The 17,007-nt window shown below is 69.9% G+C and carries 19 protein-coding genes and 1 riboswitch; of the genes, 10 read left to right on the top strand and 9 right to left on the bottom strand.

The features are described 5' to 3' along the window. The first annotated feature begins 21 nt into the window (after positions 1-21). Positions 22-133, top strand: a riboswitch (TPP riboswitch). The 5 genes from thiO to KCH87_RS19090 all read left to right on the top strand — a co-directional run bounded on the left by thiO (position 131) and on the right by KCH87_RS19090 (position 5,204). Further along, on the top strand, positions 131-1,306 hold the full coding sequence (gene thiO, locus KCH87_RS19110) for a glycine oxidase ThiO (protein ID WP_210587359.1): 1,176 nt from the start codon (positions 131-133) through the stop codon (positions 1,304-1,306). (Overlaps the previous riboswitch by 3 nt.) Next, on the top strand, positions 1,303-1,503 hold the full coding sequence (gene thiS, locus KCH87_RS19105; RefSeq protein ID WP_210587358.1) for a sulfur carrier protein ThiS: 201 nt from the start codon (positions 1,303-1,305) through the stop codon (positions 1,501-1,503). The genes thiO and thiS overlap by 4 nt, the downstream gene beginning before the upstream one ends. 3 nt (positions 1,504-1,506) lie before the next feature. Further along, complete coding sequence (locus tag KCH87_RS19100; protein ID WP_210587357.1) at positions 1,507-2,301, top strand: thiazole synthase; 795 nt, start codon at positions 1,507-1,509, stop codon at positions 2,299-2,301. Positions 2,302-2,395: 94 nt separating this feature from the next. Continuing rightward, entirely contained in the window at positions 2,396-4,318 is a 1,923-nt protein-coding gene (gene pknB, locus KCH87_RS19095) for a Stk1 family PASTA domain-containing Ser/Thr kinase (RefSeq protein WP_210587356.1), read from the top strand. 16 nt (positions 4,319-4,334) lie between these two features. Continuing rightward, complete coding sequence (locus KCH87_RS19090) at positions 4,335-5,204, top strand: deoxyribonuclease IV (protein ID WP_210587355.1); 870 nt, start codon at positions 4,335-4,337, stop codon at positions 5,202-5,204. Between the two features lie 9 nt (positions 5,205-5,213). Here the strand turns inward: KCH87_RS19090 and KCH87_RS19085 are convergent, their stop codons facing one another. Together KCH87_RS19085 and KCH87_RS19080 are read right to left on the bottom strand one after the other, a co-directional pair. Beyond that, positions 5,214-5,489, bottom strand: a complete 276-nt coding sequence (locus tag KCH87_RS19085; RefSeq protein WP_210587354.1) for a hypothetical protein — start codon at positions 5,487-5,489, stop codon at positions 5,214-5,216. A gap of 126 nt (positions 5,490-5,615) precedes the next feature. Continuing rightward, the gene (locus KCH87_RS19080) at positions 5,616-6,248 is read right to left on the bottom strand and encodes a sulfite oxidase-like oxidoreductase (RefSeq protein ID WP_210587353.1); all 633 of its coding nucleotides are present in this window, start codon (positions 6,246-6,248) and stop codon (positions 5,616-5,618) included. A 173-nt stretch (positions 6,249-6,421) separates the two neighbouring features. Between KCH87_RS19080 and bfr the strand changes: the two genes are divergently transcribed. Further along, entirely contained in the window at positions 6,422-6,898 is a 477-nt protein-coding gene (gene bfr, locus KCH87_RS19075) for a bacterioferritin (RefSeq protein ID WP_210587352.1), read from the top strand. Between the two features lie 12 nt (positions 6,899-6,910). On the opposite strand, the gene KCH87_RS19070 is transcribed toward bfr, so the two are convergent. Continuing rightward, a complete protein-coding gene (locus tag KCH87_RS19070) occupies positions 6,911-7,153 on the bottom strand; it encodes a bacterioferritin-associated ferredoxin (protein ID WP_210587351.1) in 243 nt (80 codons plus the stop codon). A 151-nt stretch (positions 7,154-7,304) separates the two neighbouring features. Further along, complete coding sequence (locus KCH87_RS19065) at positions 7,305-8,657, bottom strand: class II 3-deoxy-7-phosphoheptulonate synthase (protein WP_210587350.1); 1,353 nt, start codon at positions 8,655-8,657, stop codon at positions 7,305-7,307. A 93-nt stretch (positions 8,658-8,750) separates the two neighbouring features. Between KCH87_RS19065 and KCH87_RS50765 the strand changes: the two genes are divergently transcribed. Beyond that, complete coding sequence (locus KCH87_RS50765; RefSeq protein WP_142195936.1) at positions 8,751-8,807, top strand: trp operon leader peptide; 57 nt, start codon at positions 8,751-8,753, stop codon at positions 8,805-8,807. A gap of 100 nt (positions 8,808-8,907) precedes the next feature. Continuing rightward, positions 8,908-10,791, top strand: a complete 1,884-nt coding sequence (locus KCH87_RS19055) for an anthranilate synthase family protein (protein WP_210587349.1) — start codon at positions 8,908-8,910, stop codon at positions 10,789-10,791. A 60-nt stretch (positions 10,792-10,851) separates the two neighbouring features. Here the strand turns inward: KCH87_RS19055 and KCH87_RS19050 are convergent, their stop codons facing one another. The 4 genes from KCH87_RS19050 to KCH87_RS19035 form a co-directional block, all read right to left on the bottom strand. After that, positions 10,852-11,880: a 6-phosphofructokinase gene (locus KCH87_RS19050; protein WP_210587348.1), complete on the bottom strand. Its 1,029-nt coding sequence runs from the start codon at positions 11,878-11,880 to the stop codon at positions 10,852-10,854. 109 nt (positions 11,881-11,989) lie between these two features. Further along, entirely contained in the window at positions 11,990-12,670 is a 681-nt protein-coding gene (locus KCH87_RS19045; protein WP_210587347.1) for a response regulator transcription factor, read from the bottom strand. Further along, the gene (gene macS, locus KCH87_RS19040; RefSeq protein ID WP_210587346.1) at positions 12,667-13,875 is read right to left on the bottom strand and encodes a MacS family sensor histidine kinase; all 1,209 of its coding nucleotides are present in this window, start codon (positions 13,873-13,875) and stop codon (positions 12,667-12,669) included. The genes KCH87_RS19045 and macS overlap by 4 nt, the downstream gene beginning before the upstream one ends. 32 nt (positions 13,876-13,907) lie before the next feature. Beyond that, entirely contained in the window at positions 13,908-14,669 is a 762-nt protein-coding gene (locus KCH87_RS19035) for a 1-acyl-sn-glycerol-3-phosphate acyltransferase (protein ID WP_210587345.1), read from the bottom strand. 149 nt (positions 14,670-14,818) lie between these two features. Here KCH87_RS19035 and KCH87_RS19030 point away from each other — a divergent pair, with 149 nt between their 5' ends. Together KCH87_RS19030 and KCH87_RS19025 are read left to right on the top strand one after the other, a co-directional pair. Further along, positions 14,819-15,598 carry a carboxylesterase gene (locus tag KCH87_RS19030; protein ID WP_210587344.1) on the top strand — a complete coding sequence of 260 codons (780 nt, stop codon included), beginning with the start codon at positions 14,819-14,821 and terminating at the stop codon, positions 15,596-15,598. Then, on the top strand, positions 15,591-16,196 hold the full coding sequence (locus KCH87_RS19025; protein ID WP_210587343.1) for a hypothetical protein: 606 nt from the start codon (positions 15,591-15,593) through the stop codon (positions 16,194-16,196). Before KCH87_RS19030 ends, KCH87_RS19025 begins: the two co-directional genes overlap by 8 nt. Here KCH87_RS19025 and KCH87_RS19020 read toward each other — a convergent pair. Further along, a complete protein-coding gene (locus tag KCH87_RS19020; protein ID WP_210587342.1) occupies positions 16,193-16,939 on the bottom strand; it encodes an endonuclease/exonuclease/phosphatase family protein in 747 nt (248 codons plus the stop codon). The two genes, KCH87_RS19025 and KCH87_RS19020, sit on opposite strands and share 4 nt — an antisense overlap. Between the last annotated feature and the right edge of the window lie 68 nt (positions 16,940-17,007).

The following is a 17,007-nucleotide window of genomic DNA, read 5'->3' as shown; positions in this document are numbered from 1 at the left end:
TCGGGCTAGGCTGGCCAACGTACAAGCACTCGCGGGAGCCCGGACGCACCGGGCTGAGAGGGAGGCTGGCGGCCTCCGACCGTACGAACCTGATCCGGGTCATGCCGGCGAAGGGAGGGGCTGGACGCCCATGTCGCATACGTCCGACAAAGCATCCGACACAGCAGACGTCCTGGTCATCGGGGGCGGGGTCATCGGACTCGTGACGGCCTGGCGGGCCACGCAGCGCGGGTTCGCCACTGCCGTCGTGGATCCCGAACCGGGCGGCGGAGCCGCACAGGTGGCGGCCGGGATGCTGGCCGCCGTCACGGAACTTCACTACGGCGAGCAGACCCTGCTCGGCCTGAACCTCGCCTCGGCCCGCCGCTACCCGGACTTCGCGGCCGAGCTCACCGAGCTGACGGGCCACGACCTCGGTTACCGCCAGTGCGGCACGCTCGCCGTCGCGCTGGACGCCGACGACCGCGCCCATCTGCGCGAACTGCACGCGCTGCAACGGGAGTCGGGGCTGGGCTCCGAATGGCTTTCGGGGCGGGAGTGCCGGCGTCTGGAGCCGATGCTCGCGCCGGGTGTGCGCGGCGGGCTGCGGGTCGACGGGGACCACCAGATCGACCCGCGGCGCCTCACCCGTGCGCTGGTCGCCGCGTGCGAGCGGGCGGGGGTGGTCTTCCACCGGACGTGGGCCGAGCGGCTGTCGGTCGTACGGGAGCGGGCGGCCGGAGTCGTCACGCGCGACGGCGGGACCGTGGGCGCGGGGCAGGTGGTCCTCGCCGGCGGCAGCCTGAGCGGGCAGCTCGCGGGCGTCCCGGACGACGTACTCCCGCCCGTACGCCCCGTGAAGGGGCAGGTGCTGCGGCTGACCGTGCCCGAGCGGTGCGCGCCGTTCCTGAGCCGCACCGTACGCGCCATGGTCCGCGGCAGCCATGTCTACCTGGTGCCGCGCGAGAACGGCGAGCTGGTCGTCGGCGCGACCAGCGAGGAGCTGGGCTGGGACACCACGGTGACGGCGGGCGGCGTCTACGAACTGCTGCGCGACGCGCACGAGCTGGTCCCCGGCATCACCGAGCTGCCGCTGACGGAGACCCGGGCCGGACTGCGCCCCGGCTCCCCCGACAACGCGCCGCTGCTCGGCCCGACGGAACTCCCCGGACTCCTGCTGGCCACCGGCCACTATCGCAACGGCGTGCTGCTCACGCCGGTCACCGGCGACGCCATGGCGCACGCGCTGGCCACCGGTGAACTCCCGGACGTGGCCCGCCCCTTCACCCCGAAGCGCTTCGGCGCCCTCTCGGAGCTGCCCGTATGAACGTCTGGATCAATGGTGAGCGCCGGGAGATCTCCGACGCCACCGCCCTCGACACGCTCGTGAAGTCCCTCACCGCGGCGCCCTCCGGAGTGGCCGCCGCCCTGAACGAAACCGTCGTCCCGCGCGCGGAGTGGCCCGCCACGTCCCTCTCCGAGGGAGACCGCGTCGAAGTCCTCACCGCCGTCCAAGGAGGCTGACCCATGGCTGACGACCCCTTTGTCATCGGCGGTACGGCCTTCTCGTCCCGGCTCATCATGGGTACGGGCGGTGCGCCCAGCCTGGAGGTGCTGGAGCGGGCGCTCGTCGCCTCCGGCACGGAGCTGACGACGGTCGCGATGCGGCGGGTGAACCCCGATGTGCACGGTTCGGTGCTGTCGGTGCTGGAGAAGCTCGGCATCCGGGTGCTGCCGAACACCGCGGGCTGCTTCACCGCCGGGGAAGCCGTCCTCACCGCCCGGCTGGCCCGGGAGGCGCTCGGCAGCGACCTGGTCAAGCTGGAGGTCATCGCCGACGAGCGGACGCTGCTGCCGGATCCGATCGAGACGCTGGAGGCGGCGGAGACGCTGGTGGACGACGGGTTCACGGTGCTGCCGTACACGAACGACGACCCGGTCCTGGCACGGAAACTGGAGGACGTCGGCTGCGCGGCGATCATGCCGCTCGGCTCGCCCATCGGCTCCGGGCTCGGCATCCGCAACCCACACAACTTCCAGCTGATCGTGGAGCACGCACGCGTGCCGGTGATCCTGGACGCGGGTGCGGGTACGGCGTCGGATGCGGCGCTGGCGATGGAGCTGGGGTGCGCGGGTGTGATGCTTGCCTCAGCGGTGACGCGCGCGCAGGAGCCGGCTCGGATGGCTGAGGCCATGCGGCATGCGGTGGAGGCGGGCCGGCTGGCCCGGCTGGCGGGGCGGATTCCCCGGCGGCACTTCGCGGAGGCGTCGTCACCGGCGGAGGGCCTGGCACGGCTGGACCCGGAGCGGCCTGCCTTCTGATTCGGTGAGGCGTGCGTCACAGGTACGCTTCAGTCCCGCCCCGATCCCGGCCGAAACTGCTGTTGTGTCAGCGACGGCTCGTAGACTCACCTGCGTGGATACGACCCTTCATGACCCACTGGTCGGGCAGGTGCTCGACGGCAGGTATCGCGTGGACGCGCGGATCGCCGTCGGCGGGATGGCCACGGTCTACCGGGCCGTGGACACCCGGCTCGACCGCGTTCTCGCACTCAAGGTGATGCACCCCACCCTCGCGGCCGACGGCTCCTTCGTGGATCGGTTCATTCGCGAGGCGAAGTCCGTGGCGCGGCTGGCTCACCCGAATGTGGTGCAGGTCTTCGACCAGGGGACCGACGGGTCGTACGTCTATCTGGCCATGGAGTACGTCGCCGGCTGCACGCTCCGTGACGTCCTGCGCGAGCGCGGGGCGCTCCAGCCGCGCGCCGCGTTCGACATCCTGGAGCCCGTGCTCGCCGCGCTCGGCGCCGCGCACCGTGCCGGGTTCGTGCACCGGGACATGAAGCCGGAGAACGTGCTGATAGGGGACGACGGCCGGGTCAAGGTCGCCGACTTCGGGCTCGTCCGGGCCGTGGACACGGTCACCAACACCACCGGGGCGGTCCTCGGGACGGTCTCGTATCTCGCCCCCGAGCAGATAGAGAACGGCACCACCGACCCCCGCGTCGACGTGTACGCGTGCGGCGTGATGCTCTACGAGATGCTCACCGGCGACCGCCCGCACCAGGGCGAGAACCCCGCCATAGTGCTCTACAAGCACCTGCACGAGGACGTGCCGCCCCCGTCGGCCGCCGTGCCCGGACTGGCGTACGAGCTGGACGAGCTGGTGGCGTCGGCCACCGCCCGCACGCCCGACCTCCGGCCGTACGACGCCGTGGCGCTGCTCGCGCACGCGCGGGAGGTCCGCGGCGCGCTCGGCGCGGACCAGCTGGACGCGGTGCCACCGCAGGCGCTCACGGCCGAACACCTGGGCGCCGACGACCGTACGAGCGTGATCCCGCGTGCGCTGACCATGCTGCGCTCACTGCCGGTGAACGAGGACGAGCCCGAGGTCCACCGCACGAGCCGCTTCGAGAGCCCGCCGCCCCTGCCGCCGCGGCGCTCCGCCCGGGCGCCCCGGGGCCGGCTGTTCACGATCATCGCGGCCGTCCTGCTGGTCTTCGGCCTCGGCGCGGGCGTCTGGTACATCAACTCCGGCCAGTTCACCAAGGTCCCGCCGCTGGTGACGAAGACAGAGGCACAGGCCCGCGACCGCCTGGAGGCGGCCGGGCTCGAGACCGGCCAGGTCAAGCGCGCCTACAGCGACACCGTGAAGCGTGGCTCGGTCATCAGCAGCGATCCGGAGGTGGGCGAGCGGATACGGCAGAACGACTCCGTGACGCTCACCGTCTCCGACGGCCCGCAGACGGTGAAGGTGCCCGATGTGGAGGGCTACCAGCTCGACCGGGCCAGGTCCGTGCTGAAGCAGGAAGGGCTGGCGCCGGGCATGGTCACCCGGGAGTTCAGCGAGGACGTCGAGGCGGGCTTCGTGATCAGCATCGACCCGGCTGCGGGCACCACCCGGCGCTCCGGTTCCGCGATCGCGCTCACCGTCAGCAAGGGCAGCCCGGTGGAGGTGGCCGACGTCACCGGCGCGAGCCTGGAGGACGCGCGGGCGGAGCTGGAGGAGGCAGGCCTGAAGGTGCGGGTCGCCGCCGAGCAGGTCAACTCGGAGTTCGACAAGGGCCAGGTCGCCCGCCAGTCCCTGGACCCCGGCAGCGAGGCCGCCGAGGGCGACACGGTGACGCTGACGCTGTCCAAGGGCCCCGAGATGATCGAGGTCCCGGACGTGGTCGGCGACAACGTGGACGACGCCAGGGCGGAACTGGAGGCGGCCGGCTTCGAGGTCGAGGAGGACCGCGGGCTGCTCGGGCTGTTCGGCGACACCGTCAAGAAGCAGTCCGTGAAGGGCGGCAAGACGGCCCCCAAGGGGTCGACGATCACCATCGAGATCCGCTGACGGGACGCACGCGCACGTGACCGGCAAGCAGCTCCGCAATCCCGTCGGCGGGCATGTCCCCGTCGCCGGCGGCCTGAACTCCGTAGGCCTGTCGTACGCCCGTGACCTCAAGGCCGAGACCGTGCAGGTCTTCGTCGCGAACCCGCGCGGCTGGGCCACGCCCACCGGGAACCCACGGCAGGACGAGGAGTTCCGGGCCGCCTGTGCCGCCGAGTCGATCCCGGCGTACGTCCATGCCCCGTACCTGATCAACTTCGGCTCGCACACCGAGGCCACCGCGGAGAGGTCGGTGGAGTCGCTGCGGCACTCGCTTCGGCGCGGCCGGGAGATCGGGGCGCTGGGCGTGGTCGTGCACACGGGCAGCGCGACCGGCGGCCGCGAGCGTTCCGTGGCGCTCAAGCAGGTACGGGAGTATCTGCTGCCGCTGCTGGATGAGCTGACCCACGACGACGACCCGTTTCTGCTGCTGGAGTCGACGGCGGGCCAGGGGGCCTCGCTCTGCTCCCGCACCTGGGACTTCGGGCCGTACTTCGAGGCGCTGGACGCCCATCCGATGCTGGGCGTCTGCCTGGACACCTGCCACATCTTCGCCGCCGGACACGACCTGACCGGCCCGAGCGGTATGCACCAGACGCTCGACCTGCTGGTGGACACGGTCGGCGAGGGCCGGCTGAAGCTGATCCACGCCAACGACTCCAAGGACGTCGTCGGCGCCCACAAGGACCGGCACGAGAACATCGGCGCCGGTCATATCGGCGAGGACCCGTTCCGCGCGCTGATGACCCACCCCGCGACCGAGGGCGTACCGCTGATCATCGAGACGCCGGGCGGAAAGCAGGGGCACGCGGCGGACGTGGAGCGGCTGAAGAAGCTCCGCGACGGCTGATTCCGCGGGTCAGTCCTCGGTCTCGACCAGCACGTGCGAGGTGTCGACAAGGTGGACCACGAGCACGATCAGCAGGCCGTCACTGATGACGTACTCGATCGCCATGGTGTGGGTCAGCGCGACCGAGCGGGTGTTCTCATCTCCCGAGATAGCAGCGGAGATCTTACTGCGCGGGTCCTCGGCCAGTATGGCGAGGCCACGCCGAAGCGCCAGAAGGCGGTCGTCCGTAAGACTGTCGCGCACCCGCGCCGCCGCCTCCGAGAAGATCACGTTGAAGACGGCCATCCGGGGCTCCCTGCATGGTTGTCGTAGTAACCGGCAACGAGCTTACCGGCGCGAAACGGCCCTTGACGGGGCAAGGGGCATGCGGTGGTGCAGCAGTACCACCACTGACCGGCACGCCGGGAGAGCTCAGAGGTCGGGCCCGTCCCCCGGCTCCTCCTGGTACGAGTACCGCTGTTCCTTCCAGGGATCGCCGAGGTTGTGATAGCCGCGCTCCTCCCAGAAGCCACGGCGGTCGGCGGTCATGTACTCCACTCCGCGGACCCACTTGGGGCCCTTCCAGGCGTACAGATGGGGGACGACGAGGCGGAGCGGGAAGCCGTGCTCGGCGGTGAGCAGTTCGCCGTCCTTGTGGGTGGCGAAGATCGTGCGCTCGGCGGCGAAGTCCGCAAGGCGCAGGTTGGAGCTGAACCCGTACTCCGCCCACACCATCACATGGGTGACCTCGGATGCGGGCGGGGCGATCTCGAGGATCGCACGGGCCGGAATGCCGCCCCATTCCGCGCCGATCATGCTGAACTTGGTCACGCAGTGCAGATCGGCCACGACGCTGGCGTACGGCAGGGCCGCGAAATCCTCGTGGGTCCAGCAGCGCTTCTCGCCGTCCGCGGTGGCGCCGAAGACCCTGAACTCCCAGCGCTCGGGCCGGAACTTGGGGACGGGGCCGTAGTGCGTGACCGGCCAGCCGCGTTGCACTCGCTGCCCCGGCGGAAGCTCCGGCTGCGCCACTCCTCCAGATTCGCTCTCCACCGGCTGACCCATGTCTCCATCCTGACAGACCCGAGGCAGTGCACCCGACCAGCCCCACCCTCGGCCGTACAAATCGGACTAAGCATGCCCTTACTTACTAAGTGAAGACTTACTGGACGATCTTTGTCACCGGTGCAAGGATGCGGCGCAACCTGCCAGTTCCCCGCTTGGAAGGAGCCTCTGCGATGCAGGGCGACCCCGAGGTCCTCGAGTTTCTGAACGAACAGCTCACCGGCGAGCTGACGGCGATCAACCAGTACTGGCTGCACTACCGGATCCAGGACAACAACGGCTGGACCAAGCTCGCCAAGTACACGCGTGAAGAATCCATCGACGAGATGAAGCACGCGGACAAGATCACCGAGCGCATCCTCATGCTGGACGGCCTGCCCAACTACCAGCGTCTGTTCCATGTGCGGGTCGGCCAGACGGTCACCGAGATGTTCCAGGCCGACCGGCAGGTGGAGGTCGAGGCGATCGACCGCCTCAAGCGCGGTATCGAGGTGATGCGCACGAAGGGCGACATCACGTCCGCGAACATCTTCGAGTCGATCCTCGAGGACGAGGAGCACCACATCGACTATCTGGACACACAGCTGGAACTCATCGAGAAGCTCGGGGAGGCGCTTTACATCGCGCAGCAGATCGAGCAGCCGAGCTAGTCGAGCGGCCGGCTAGGCGGCTTCTTCCAGCCCTTCCAGTTCGGCAAGCGCCGGCTGGCCCCGATCGGCCGGCTCACGTCTGGGACACGCGTCTCGGCCCAGGAGCGCCTGGATCCGGCGTACACACGACCCGCAGTCCGTACCCGCCTTGCAGGCCGAGGCTATCTGGCGGGGGGAGCAGGCGCCGCCCTCCGCGTGCTTCTTCACCTGCGCCTCGGTCACTCCGAAGCAGTTGCAGACGTACACGCGGGTCACCTCCCGACGGGATTTCGTAAGGTCGTGCCGTCCCGATAATCGGTGAGGCTAACCTAACCTTACCCGTCTCACGGGCGGCCTAAAAGTGCTGTAGGGCGTGGATCGTATGTGATCCACGCCCTACTTCATGTGCTTGTAACAGGCGAACCCGTCACTGGTCCCTGTACATCTCGGCGACGAGGAAGGCCAGATCGAGGGACTGGCTGCGGTTCAGCCGGGGGTCGCAGGCCGTCTCGTAGCGCTGGTGCAGATCGTCGACGAAGATCTCGTCGCCGCCGCCCACGCACTCGGTGACATCGTCACCGGTGAGCTCGACGTGGATACCGCCCGGGTGGGTGCCCAGCGACTTGTGGACCTCGAAGAAGCCCTTGACCTCGTCCAGCACATCGTCGAAGCGGCGGGTCTTGTGCCCGGAGGCCGCCTCGAAGGTGTTGCCGTGCATCGGGTCCGTCACCCAGGCCACCGTGGCGCCCGAGGCGGTGACCTTCTCGATCAGCTCGGGGAGCCTGTCCCGGACCTTGTCGGCGCCCATCCGGACGATGAAGGTCAGCCGGCCCAGCTCACGCTCGGGGTCCAGGCGCTCGATGTACTCCAGCGCCTCCTCGGCCGTCGTCGTCGGGCCGAGCTTGATGCCGATCGGGTTGCGGATCCTCGAGGCGAACTCGATGTGCGCGTGGTCCAGCTGCCGGGTGCGCTCACCGATCCACACCATGTGCGCGGAGACGTCGTACAGCTGCCCGGTGCGGGAGTCGACCCTGGTCAGCGCCGACTCGTAGTCGAGCAGCAGCGCCTCGTGCGAGGAGTAGAACTCGACCGTCCTGAACTCCTCCGGGTCGGCCCCGCAGGCGTGCATGAAGTTCAGCGCCTGGTCGATCTCCCGCGCCAGCTGCTCGTAACGCTGCCCGGACGGGGAGGACTTCACGAAGTCCTGGTTCCAGGCATGCACCTGACGCAGATCCGCGTACCCACCGGTGGTGAAGGCGCGCACCAGGTTCAGCGTCGACGCGGACGCGTTGTACATCCGCTTCAGCCGCTCGGGGTCCGGGATCCGGGCCTTCTCGTTGAAGTCGAAGCCGTTGACCGAGTCGCCGCGGTAGGTCGGCAGGGTCACGCCGTCGCGGGTCTCGGTGCCCTTGGAGCGCGGCTTGGAGTACTGGCCGGCGATCCGGCCGACCTTCACGACCGGTACCGAGGCGGCGTACGTCAGCACGGCGCCCATCTGCAACAGCGTCTTGAGCTTGTTGCGGATCTGGTCGGCGGAGACCGCGTCGAAGGCCTCCGCGCAGTCGCCGCCCTGGAGCAGGAACGCCTCTCCCTTGGCTACGGCCGCCATCCGGGCACGCAGCTGGTCGCACTCGCCCGCGAAGACGAGCGGCGGATACGACTCGAGCTCCGCAACGACTGTGCGCAGAGCCTCGGTGTCGGGGTACTCGGGCTGCTGCGCCGCGGGCAGGTCTCGCCAGGTGTTGCCAGCGCGCGCGCTGGTCTTAGCGTTCACGGTCACGACCTCAACATTACGGGGTGATGTCACGGTCTCAGGACGGTGCCCAGGAAATGAGACATCCGGTACGCCAGGACTTCGGGTAGGGTGCGCCCCATGTTCGCGCATTCGATCCAGAACTGGTGGTGGACCGCTTCTCCGGCGGCCCACTGACTGCGCGTACGCACCACTTCGCGAAGGCCGCCCGAGGGGCGGCCTTCGGTGTTTTCGGCACCCGGACCGTTCCTCCCCGATCACCCACGGAAGAGGAACCATGGACCTGGCGCAGCTCCCGCACGACGACCGCCCTTTCGCCCTGCTCCGCCGCCGCACCCCAGGACACGACCAGGACACCGTCGAGCTGCTCCTCGGCCCGGTCCGCACGTACGACCGCCTCGCCGACCTCCCCGACGAGGGCCTCGCGCTCATCCCGTACCGCCAGATCCGCGAGCGCGGCTTCGACGTCCGCGACGACGGCACACCGCTGACGGTGCTCACGCCCGAGGAGCGGTACGGCATCCCGCTCACCGAGGCCCTGCGACAGCTCCCCACGCATGACGTCCGGGTCGAGGGCGGCGGCTTCGACGTGGGCGACGAGGAGTACGCGGAGATCGTCGGGCGGGTGCTGCGGCAGGAGATCGGGCGGGGCGAGGGCGCCAACTTCGTCATCCGGCGGACGTACGAGGGTGAGATCCCCGGATTTTCCAGGGCCGACGCGCTGGCGTTGTTCCGGCGGCTCCTGGAGGGCGAGCGGGGTGCGTACTGGACGTTCGTCGTCCACACCGGAGACCGCACGCTGGTCGGCGCGAGCCCCGAGGTACACGTGCGCATGTCAGGCGGCACCGTCGTCATGAACCCGATCAGCGGGACGTACCGCTACCCGGCCGAAGGCCCCACCCCCGAGCACCTGCTCGACTTCCTCGCCGACGGCAAGGAGATCGAGGAGCTGTCGATGGTCGTCGACGAGGAGCTCAAGATGATGTGCACGGTCGGCGACATGGGCGGGGTGGTCGTCGGGCCCCGTCTGAAGGAGATGGCGCATCTCGCGCACACCGAGTACGAGTTGCGGGGGAAGTCCTCACTGGACGTGCGGGACGTCCTGCGCGAAACGATGTTCGCGGCCACCGTCACCGGCTCCCCCGTGCAGAACGCCTGCCGGGTCATCGAGCGGCACGAGGTCGGCGGGCGGGGCTACTACGCGGGTGCGCTCGCGCTGCTCGGCCAGGACTCCGGTGGTGCCCAGACCCTGGACTCCCCCATCCTCATCCGCACCGCCGACATCGACATGGACGGACGGCTGCGGGTACCGGTCGGCGCCACGCTCGTCCGCGGCTCGGACCCGGCGAGCGAGGTCGCGGAGACACACGCCAAGGCGGCCGGAGTGCTGGCGGCTCTGGGCGTACGCCCGTCCAGACCGCGCGAGGAGAACAAGCGACCCCGGCTGGCCGACGACCCGCGTGTAAGGGCCGCGCTGGACGGGCGCCGGGAAGCCCTGGCCCCCTTCTGGCTGCGGATGCAGGAGCCCTCCACAGAGCTCGCCGGACACGCCCTGGTCGTCGACGGGGAAGACACCTTCACCGCGATGCTCGCGCACGTCCTGCGGTCGTCCGGGCTCAGCGTCACCGTTCGCCGCTACGACGAACCGGGCGTCCGGGAAGCCGTCGTCACGCACGACGGCCCGGTGGTGCTCGGCCCTGGTCCTGGCGACCCGAGTGACCTGACAGACCCCAAGATGAGCTTCCTGCGCGGCCTCACCGCCGAGGTGATCCGTGGCGGCAACCGGCACGGCGTCCTCGGTGTCTGCCTCGGGCACGAGCTGATCGCGGCCGAGCTGGGCCTGGAGATCGTACGGAAGGAGGTCCCGTACCAGGGTGCGCAGACGGAGATCGAGCTGTTCGGGCGGCCGGAGACCGTCGGTTTCTACAACAGTTTCGTGGCGCGCTGCGACGACGGGACGGCCGAGGAACTGGCCGCGCACGGCATCGAGGTCAGCCGCAGCGCGTCGTACGAGGTCCACGCCCTGCGCGGCCCGGGCTTCGCCGGGATCCAGTTCCACCCGGAGTCCGTGCTGACGCTGAACGGCGCCGCCGTCGTCCGTGAACTGGTCGGTCAGCTGCACGGCACCAGCACGTTCTCCGAGCGACGGCCGGCCCTGTAGTCGAGGACGTGCCGAGGGGTTATGGGCCGAATGTACGGCCCATAACCACACACTGCCGGATCAGCCGAAGAAGACCCCGACCTCCTCGTAGAGCTTCGGGTCGACCGTCTTCAGCTTGGCCGTGGCCTCGCCGATCGGGACGCGGACGATGTCCGTGCCGCGCAGCGCGACCATCTTGCCGAAGTCGCCGTCGCGGACGGCCTCGATGGCGTGCAGCCCGAAGCGGGTGGCGAGCCAGCGGTCGAAGGCGCTGGGTGTGCCGCCGCGCTGGATGTGCCCCAGCACGGTGGTGCGGGCCTCCTTGCCGGTGCGCTTCTCGATCTCCTTGGCCAGCCACTCGCCGACGCCGGACAGCCGCACATGCCCGAAGGAGTCGAGGGACTGGTCCTTGAGCACCATGTCGCCGTCCTTGGGCATGGCGCCCTCGGCGACGACGACGATCGGGGCGTACGACGCCTTGAAGCGGGAGGTGACCCAGGCGCACACCTGGTCGACGTCGAAGCGCTGCTCGGGGATGAGGATGACGTTGGCGCCGCCCGCGAGCCCGGAGTGGATGGCGATCCAGCCCGCGTGCCGGCCCATGACCTCGCAGACGAGGACACGCATGTGCGACTCGGCGGTGGTGTGGAGGCGGTCGATCGCCTCCGTGGCGATACTGACCGCGGTGTCGAAGCCGAAGGTGTAGTCCGTGGCGGACAGGTCGTTGTCGATGGTCTTGGGGACGCCGACGCACGGCACGCCGTACTCGTCGGACAGCCGCGCCGCGACACCGAGGGTGTCCTCGCCGCCGATCACGATGAGTGCCTCGACCTCCTGCTTGGCGAGGTTCTCCTTGACGCGGCGGATGCCGTCCTCCTGCTTCAGCGGATTCGTCCGCGAGGAGCCGAGGATGGTGCCGCCACGAGGCAGGATGCCGCGTACGGCGGGGATGTCCAGCCGTACGGTGTCGTTCTCGAGGGGACCGCGCCAGCCGTCCCGGAAGCCGACGAAGTCGTAGCCGTACTCCTGCACGCCCTTGCGGACGATGGCCCGGATGACGGCGTTGAGCCCGGGGCAGTCGCCGCCTCCGGTCAGTACTCCGACCCGCATGGAAATGTCCCTTCGCCGCGGTTGCCTGGTGAGGGCCACGCTAATAGTGATCCAGGTCACCTAGGGATGGGTCGGAAGCGCAATTCCGGTGAATCATCCGGCGGTCGGTTTACTCGTCGTCAAGTCCGCGCTCTATGGCGTACCGCACGAGTTCCACGCGGTTGTGCAGCTGGAGCTTGCCGAGGGTGTTCTGCACGTGGTTCTGCACCGTCCGGTGCGAGATGACGAGACGCTCGGCGATCTGCTTGTAGCTCAGGCCCTTGGCGACCAACCGCAGTACCTCGGTCTCCCGATCGGTGAGCTGCGGGGCCCTGGGATGCTCGGCGTCCGGCGCGGCCGACTCGGGCTCGGAGGCCAGCCGCCGGTACTCGCCGAGGACAAGGCCGGCCAGGCCCGGCGTGAACACCGGGTCACCGACGGCCGTACGGCGCACCGCGTCGAGCAGTTCCTCGGTCGACGCCGACTTCAGCAGATAGCCGGTCGCGCCCGACTTCACCGCCTCCAGTACGTCGGCGTGCTCACCGCTCGCCGAGAGCACCAGGACGCGCAACCCCGGGTTGTGGCCGACGAGTTCCTTGCAGACCTGGACACCGGGCTTCGCGGGGAGGTTGAGGTCGAGCACCAGGACGTCCGGGACGGCGGCCTTGGCACGGCGCACGGCCTGGTCGCCGTCGCCCGCGGTGGCCACCACCTCGAAGCCGGACTCGCCCAGGTCCCGGGCGACGGCGTCACGCCACATGGGGTGGTCGTCGACCACCATCACCTTGATCGGGCTCTGTCGCTCGCTCATCGCGTCCCCCGTGACATCTGCTTCGGCATTTTCAGTTCGACCTCCGTGCCCTGCCCCGGCACCGAGATCAGCTCGGCGCTGCCGCCGATGTCGCGCAGCCGCCCCCGGATCGACAGGGCGACCCCTAGCCGCCCCTCGCCCTCGGCCTGTGCGAGCCGTCCCTCGGGGATGCCTGGCCCCTCGTCCCGTACGGTCACCACGACCTCGTCGGCCTCGTCCTCGACCAGGATCCACGCCCGGGCGTCTTCCCCCGCATGCTTGCGGACGTTGTCCAGGGCGGCTCCGACGGCCGCGGCCAGTTCCTTCGCCGCGGCCCACGGCAGCGGCACGGGGGCACCGGGCTCGGCAAGGCTGACCCGGGCGCCCGCAAAGGGGGCGAGCAGCGAGCGCAGGTCCACAGGTCCGTCGTCGTCCGGTTCTTCGACGGCTCGTACGACCGCCCCCTCGGCCACGTCCTCCGACACCCGGGAGACGGGCACCAGGCCGCCGGAGACCAGCGTGCGCAAGGCCACCTCCTGCTCGCCCGCCATGCGGCCCAGCTCGGCCGCCTCGCCGCCGACGACAGCGGCGCGCCGCTGCACCATCGCCAGGACCTGGAGGACGCCGTCGTGGATGTCCCGGGCGAGCCGCTCCCGCTCACGGGTGGCGGCCTCGATCTCCAGGGCGCGGGCGAGGGTGCGCTCGGAGGCTCGGGCGACCTCGACGACGTAGCCGATGGCGATGGAGGCGACCCAGACGAGGATCACGTTGTGGACGGTGTCGCGGGCCGGGGCGCCGCGGTAGATCAGGTTGGCGACGGCGACCGGTGTGGAGGCGAAGACGGCCCAGCGCCAGCCGCCCTTGATGGCGAACGCGAGCACGGAACCGGCGGTCCATATCGACGGCAGGGTCGAGCCGCCGGCGTCGATCCGCTCGGGGCTGGCGGCGAGCCCGGTGAGCAGGATGCCGGTGAGCGCGATGGTGAGGTCGACGGCGAGGAACCGCTTGGTGCAGCTCGCCGCGTTCGCCACCCGGGGCAGGGTCGCGAACGTCCAGACGGACAGCACGGCGTAGAAGGCGATGGCCACCCAGGGGCGGGTGAACTCGTCGTAGGAGGTGGCGAAGAGCCCGATCGCATAGAGCAGGGTCAGGATCCGGTAGCCGGTGAGGGCACGCCACAGCGGCTGCTCGACCGACATTCGCATGACGCGCTCGCGCTTGGTCATATCCCCCACCCCCTGAGTCCCGGACTGCCTGCCTAGGACTCGGACTTCTCCTTTTCGGCACGTTCCTTCTCGGCCTGCGCGAGCGCGGCCCTGGCCGCCTTCTCCGCGTCCTTCTCGGCCTTGGCCGCCTCCGCGATCTGCCGCTTGGCGGCGGTCGCGTAGATGTCGACGTACTCCTGGCCGGAGAGCTTCATGATCTCGTACATGACCTCGTCGGTCACCGCGCGCAGCACGAAACGGTCGTGCTCCATGCCGCTGTAGCGGCTGAAGTCCAACGGCTTGCCGATGCGGATGCCCGGGCGCATCAGCTTCGGCATCACCTTCCCCGGCGGCTGGATCTTCTCCGTGTCGATCATGGCGACCGGGAGGACGGGCGCACCGCTCGCGAGCGCCACGCGCGCGAGGCCGCCGGGCTTGCCCCGGTAGAGGCGGCCGTCGGGCGAGCGCGTGCCCTCCGGGTAAATCCCGAACAGCTCACCGCGCTCCAGCACGTCTATGCCGCTCTTGATGGCGGCCTCGCCGGCGCCCCGCGCACCGGAACGGTCCACGGGCAGCTGGCCGACGCCCTTGAAGAAGGCGGCGGTCATCCGGCCCTTGATGCCGGGGGTGGTGAAGTACTCGGCCTTCGCGATGAAGGTGACCTTGCGGTCGAGGACCGCGGGCAGGAAAAACGAGTCCGAGAACGACAGGTGGTTGCTCGCCAGGATCGCGGGGCCCTCGGCGGGTACGTTCTCCACGCCTTCCACCCAGGGTCTGAAGGCGAGCTTCAGCGGCCCCCCGATGGATACCTTCATCGCGCCGTACAACAACCGAATGCCTCCTGTGTTCGTCGGTCAGACCTTAACCCGGCGCACTGTCAAAGGACCCGACGACCCTGGTCGGTGTCAGTGCGGTCGCGTACGGTGAAGTACCTGCAACCGCCCCCGAGAACAGGAGACCGAAGGTGCCGCTCCTCCCTGGAGCCGAGCCGTTCCGCCACGAGGGCGGGGAGATCGGCGTCCTTCTGTGCCACGGCTTCACCGGCTCACCGCAGTCGCTGCGCCCCTGGGCGGAGTATCTCGCCGAGCGCGACCTGACCGTCTCCCTGCCGCTGCTGCCCGGGCACGGCACGCGCTGGGAGGACCTGCAGCTCACCGGCTGGCAGGACTGGTATGCCGAGGTGGACCGCGAGCTGCGCGCCCTGAGCGAGCGCTGCACGCAGGTCTTCGTCGCGGGCCTGTCCATGGGCGGCGCGCTGGCCCTGCGGCTGGCCGCCAAGCACGGGGACGCGATCAGCGGCGTCGTGGTCGTCAACCCCGCCAACAAGGTGCACGGCCTCGCGGCGTACGCCCTTCCGGTCGCCCGCCACCTCGTCCGTACGACGAAGGGGATCGCCAGCGACATCGCCCTGCCCGGCAGCGTGGAGATCGGGTACGACAGGGTGCCGCTGCACGCGGCGCACTCCCTGCGAAGGTTCTTCCAGCAGGTCGACGGAGAGCTGCCGCAGGTCACCCAGCCGCTGCTGCTTCTGCGCAGCCCGCAGGACCACGTCGTGCCGCCCGCCGACTCGGCGCGGGTCCTCAGCCGGATCTCGTCGACGGACGTGCAGGAGATCCTGCTGGAACAGAGCTACCACGTGGCGACGTTGGACCACGACGCGGACCGGATCTTCGCGGAGAGCTTCGCGTTCATCGGCCGGCTCGCACCCAGTCTCGGCAAGGAAGGGACGGCCGCAGGTGGCTGAGCACGACTCCGACCGCGAGGACCGCGAGCCGGACGAGCAGGGTGTGCCCTTCGACGAGGCCGCCGCGTGGGAGGCGATCGTCGAGGGGTACGGCGCCGAGCCGCCGGACCCGCCGGGCTCCAAGCCCTTCAAGTCCGTCGAGGACCTGGCGCTGCTGGAGCCGGAGACCAACGACGAGAGCCCCAAGGAGACGCCGGAGGCCAAGGAAGCCGAAGAGGCCGAGGAGCCGGCGGAGGGCGACAAACCGGCCAAGCCGCTGGGCAGCTCCGTCTCCTTCGCGCCCGGTGTCGGCGGCCCCCGGGACTACACCGCGCCCGAGCCGTCCGAGGACGACTTCACCGAGGACGACGAGGGCCACTTCGTACCGCCCGAGCCGCCGCCGCTGCCGGCCGCCGACGCCACCTCCAAGTTCGCCTGGCTGGGTGTGATCGGCGGGCCGCTCCTGCTGCTGCTCGCGGTCCTGCTCGGCTGGGAAATGACCTGGTGGCTCACCACGCTCGGCATCGGCGGCTTCGTGGGCGGCTTCGCCACGCTGGTGATGCGGATGCGCACGGATGACGAGGACGACGACGATCCGGGGCGGGGTGCGGTCGTCTAAGAGGCCGGAATTCTGAGGGCGGCCAGCACGGGCAAGTGATCCGTCGCCATCCTCAGATCTGCCTCGGTCACTCCGGGGTGGCCGACGGGTACCCCGCAGCCGAGTACCTCGATGCCCTTCGTGGCGAAGATCGCGTCGATGCGGCGGTGGGGTTCGGTGTGTGTCCAGGTGTTTTCGCCGCCCCAGGGGGCGGTGGCCCAGCAGTCCTGGAGGGGCTCGGTGAGCCGGGTGAAGGCGCGGCCGCCGGGGCGTTCGTTGAGGTCGCCGCCGGCGATCGCGTGGTCCACACCCATGCCGGCGAGGCGGTCGAGGAGCATGCCGGACTGGTCGTAGCGCTCGTCCTTCTGTAGCGACAGATGGCAGCTCAGCACGCCGAGGCGGGTGGAGCCGAAGCGTACGACGGCGGTGGCGAAGCCTCGGCGGTGCTGCCCCGGGGTGAGCGGGAGGAGGACGTCCTCTGTTCGCTCGACCGTGGCGCGGAGGTTGCACAGGATCGCGGGTCCGGCTGCCGTGCCTCCGCCGGAGAGGATCACCAGGTTCGCCGCGCGTGCCAGGCGGGCGAGCTTCTTGCGCCAGCGGAAGAAGCGGGGGGCTTCCTGGATCAGGACCAGGTCGGGGGCGCAGGCGCTGATGACGCGGGCGAGGGCGGTGGGGTCGTCTCGCATCGAGCGGATGTTGTAGCTCAGGACGCGGATGAGGGCTGAACCGTCGGGCTCTGTGCGGGAGTCAGGGAGCTGCGACATGTCGATCAATGTACGCCGAACAGCTCGGGGCGCGGGGTTGGTGGGCGACTACCGGTCGTGTGTGGCTT

This window comes from Streptomyces sp. GESEQ-35 (genome assembly GCF_017948485.1).
Classification (GTDB): Bacteria; Actinomycetota; Actinomycetes; order Streptomycetales; family Streptomycetaceae; genus Streptomyces.
Note: the sequence above shows the minus strand (reverse complement) of the source record. Positions and strands in the feature narration are given on the sequence as shown.

Excerpts from the sequence above, each read along its gene's own strand:
- bfr (WP_210587352.1), top strand. The coding sequence starts at position 6,422 with ATGCAGGGCGACCCCGAGGTCCTCGAGTTTCTGAACGAACAGCTCACC.
- thiO (WP_210587359.1), top strand. The coding sequence starts at position 131 with ATGTCGCATACGTCCGACAAAGCATCCGACACAGCAGACGTCCTGGTC.
- macS (WP_210587346.1), bottom strand. The coding sequence starts at position 13,875 with ATGACCAAGCGCGAGCGCGTCATGCGAATGTCGGTCGAGCAGCCGCTG.
- KCH87_RS19100 (WP_210587357.1), top strand. The coding sequence starts at position 1,507 with ATGGCTGACGACCCCTTTGTCATCGGCGGTACGGCCTTCTCGTCCCGG.
- KCH87_RS19055 (WP_210587349.1), top strand. The coding sequence starts at position 8,908 with ATGGACCTGGCGCAGCTCCCGCACGACGACCGCCCTTTCGCCCTGCTC.
- KCH87_RS19080 (WP_210587353.1), bottom strand. The coding sequence starts at position 6,248 with ATGGGTCAGCCGGTGGAGAGCGAATCTGGAGGAGTGGCGCAGCCGGAG.
- KCH87_RS19035 (WP_210587345.1), bottom strand. The coding sequence starts at position 14,669 with ATGAAGGTATCCATCGGGGGGCCGCTGAAGCTCGCCTTCAGACCCTGG.
- KCH87_RS19050 (WP_210587348.1), bottom strand. The coding sequence starts at position 11,880 with ATGCGGGTCGGAGTACTGACCGGAGGCGGCGACTGCCCCGGGCTCAAC.
- KCH87_RS19085 (WP_210587354.1), bottom strand. The coding sequence starts at position 5,489 with ATGGCCGTCTTCAACGTGATCTTCTCGGAGGCGGCGGCGCGGGTGCGC.
- KCH87_RS19020 (WP_210587342.1), bottom strand. The coding sequence starts at position 16,939 with ATGTCGCAGCTCCCTGACTCCCGCACAGAGCCCGACGGTTCAGCCCTC.
- KCH87_RS19045 (WP_210587347.1), bottom strand. The coding sequence starts at position 12,670 with ATGAGCGAGCGACAGAGCCCGATCAAGGTGATGGTGGTCGACGACCAC.
- thiS (WP_210587358.1), top strand. The coding sequence starts at position 1,303 with ATGAACGTCTGGATCAATGGTGAGCGCCGGGAGATCTCCGACGCCACC.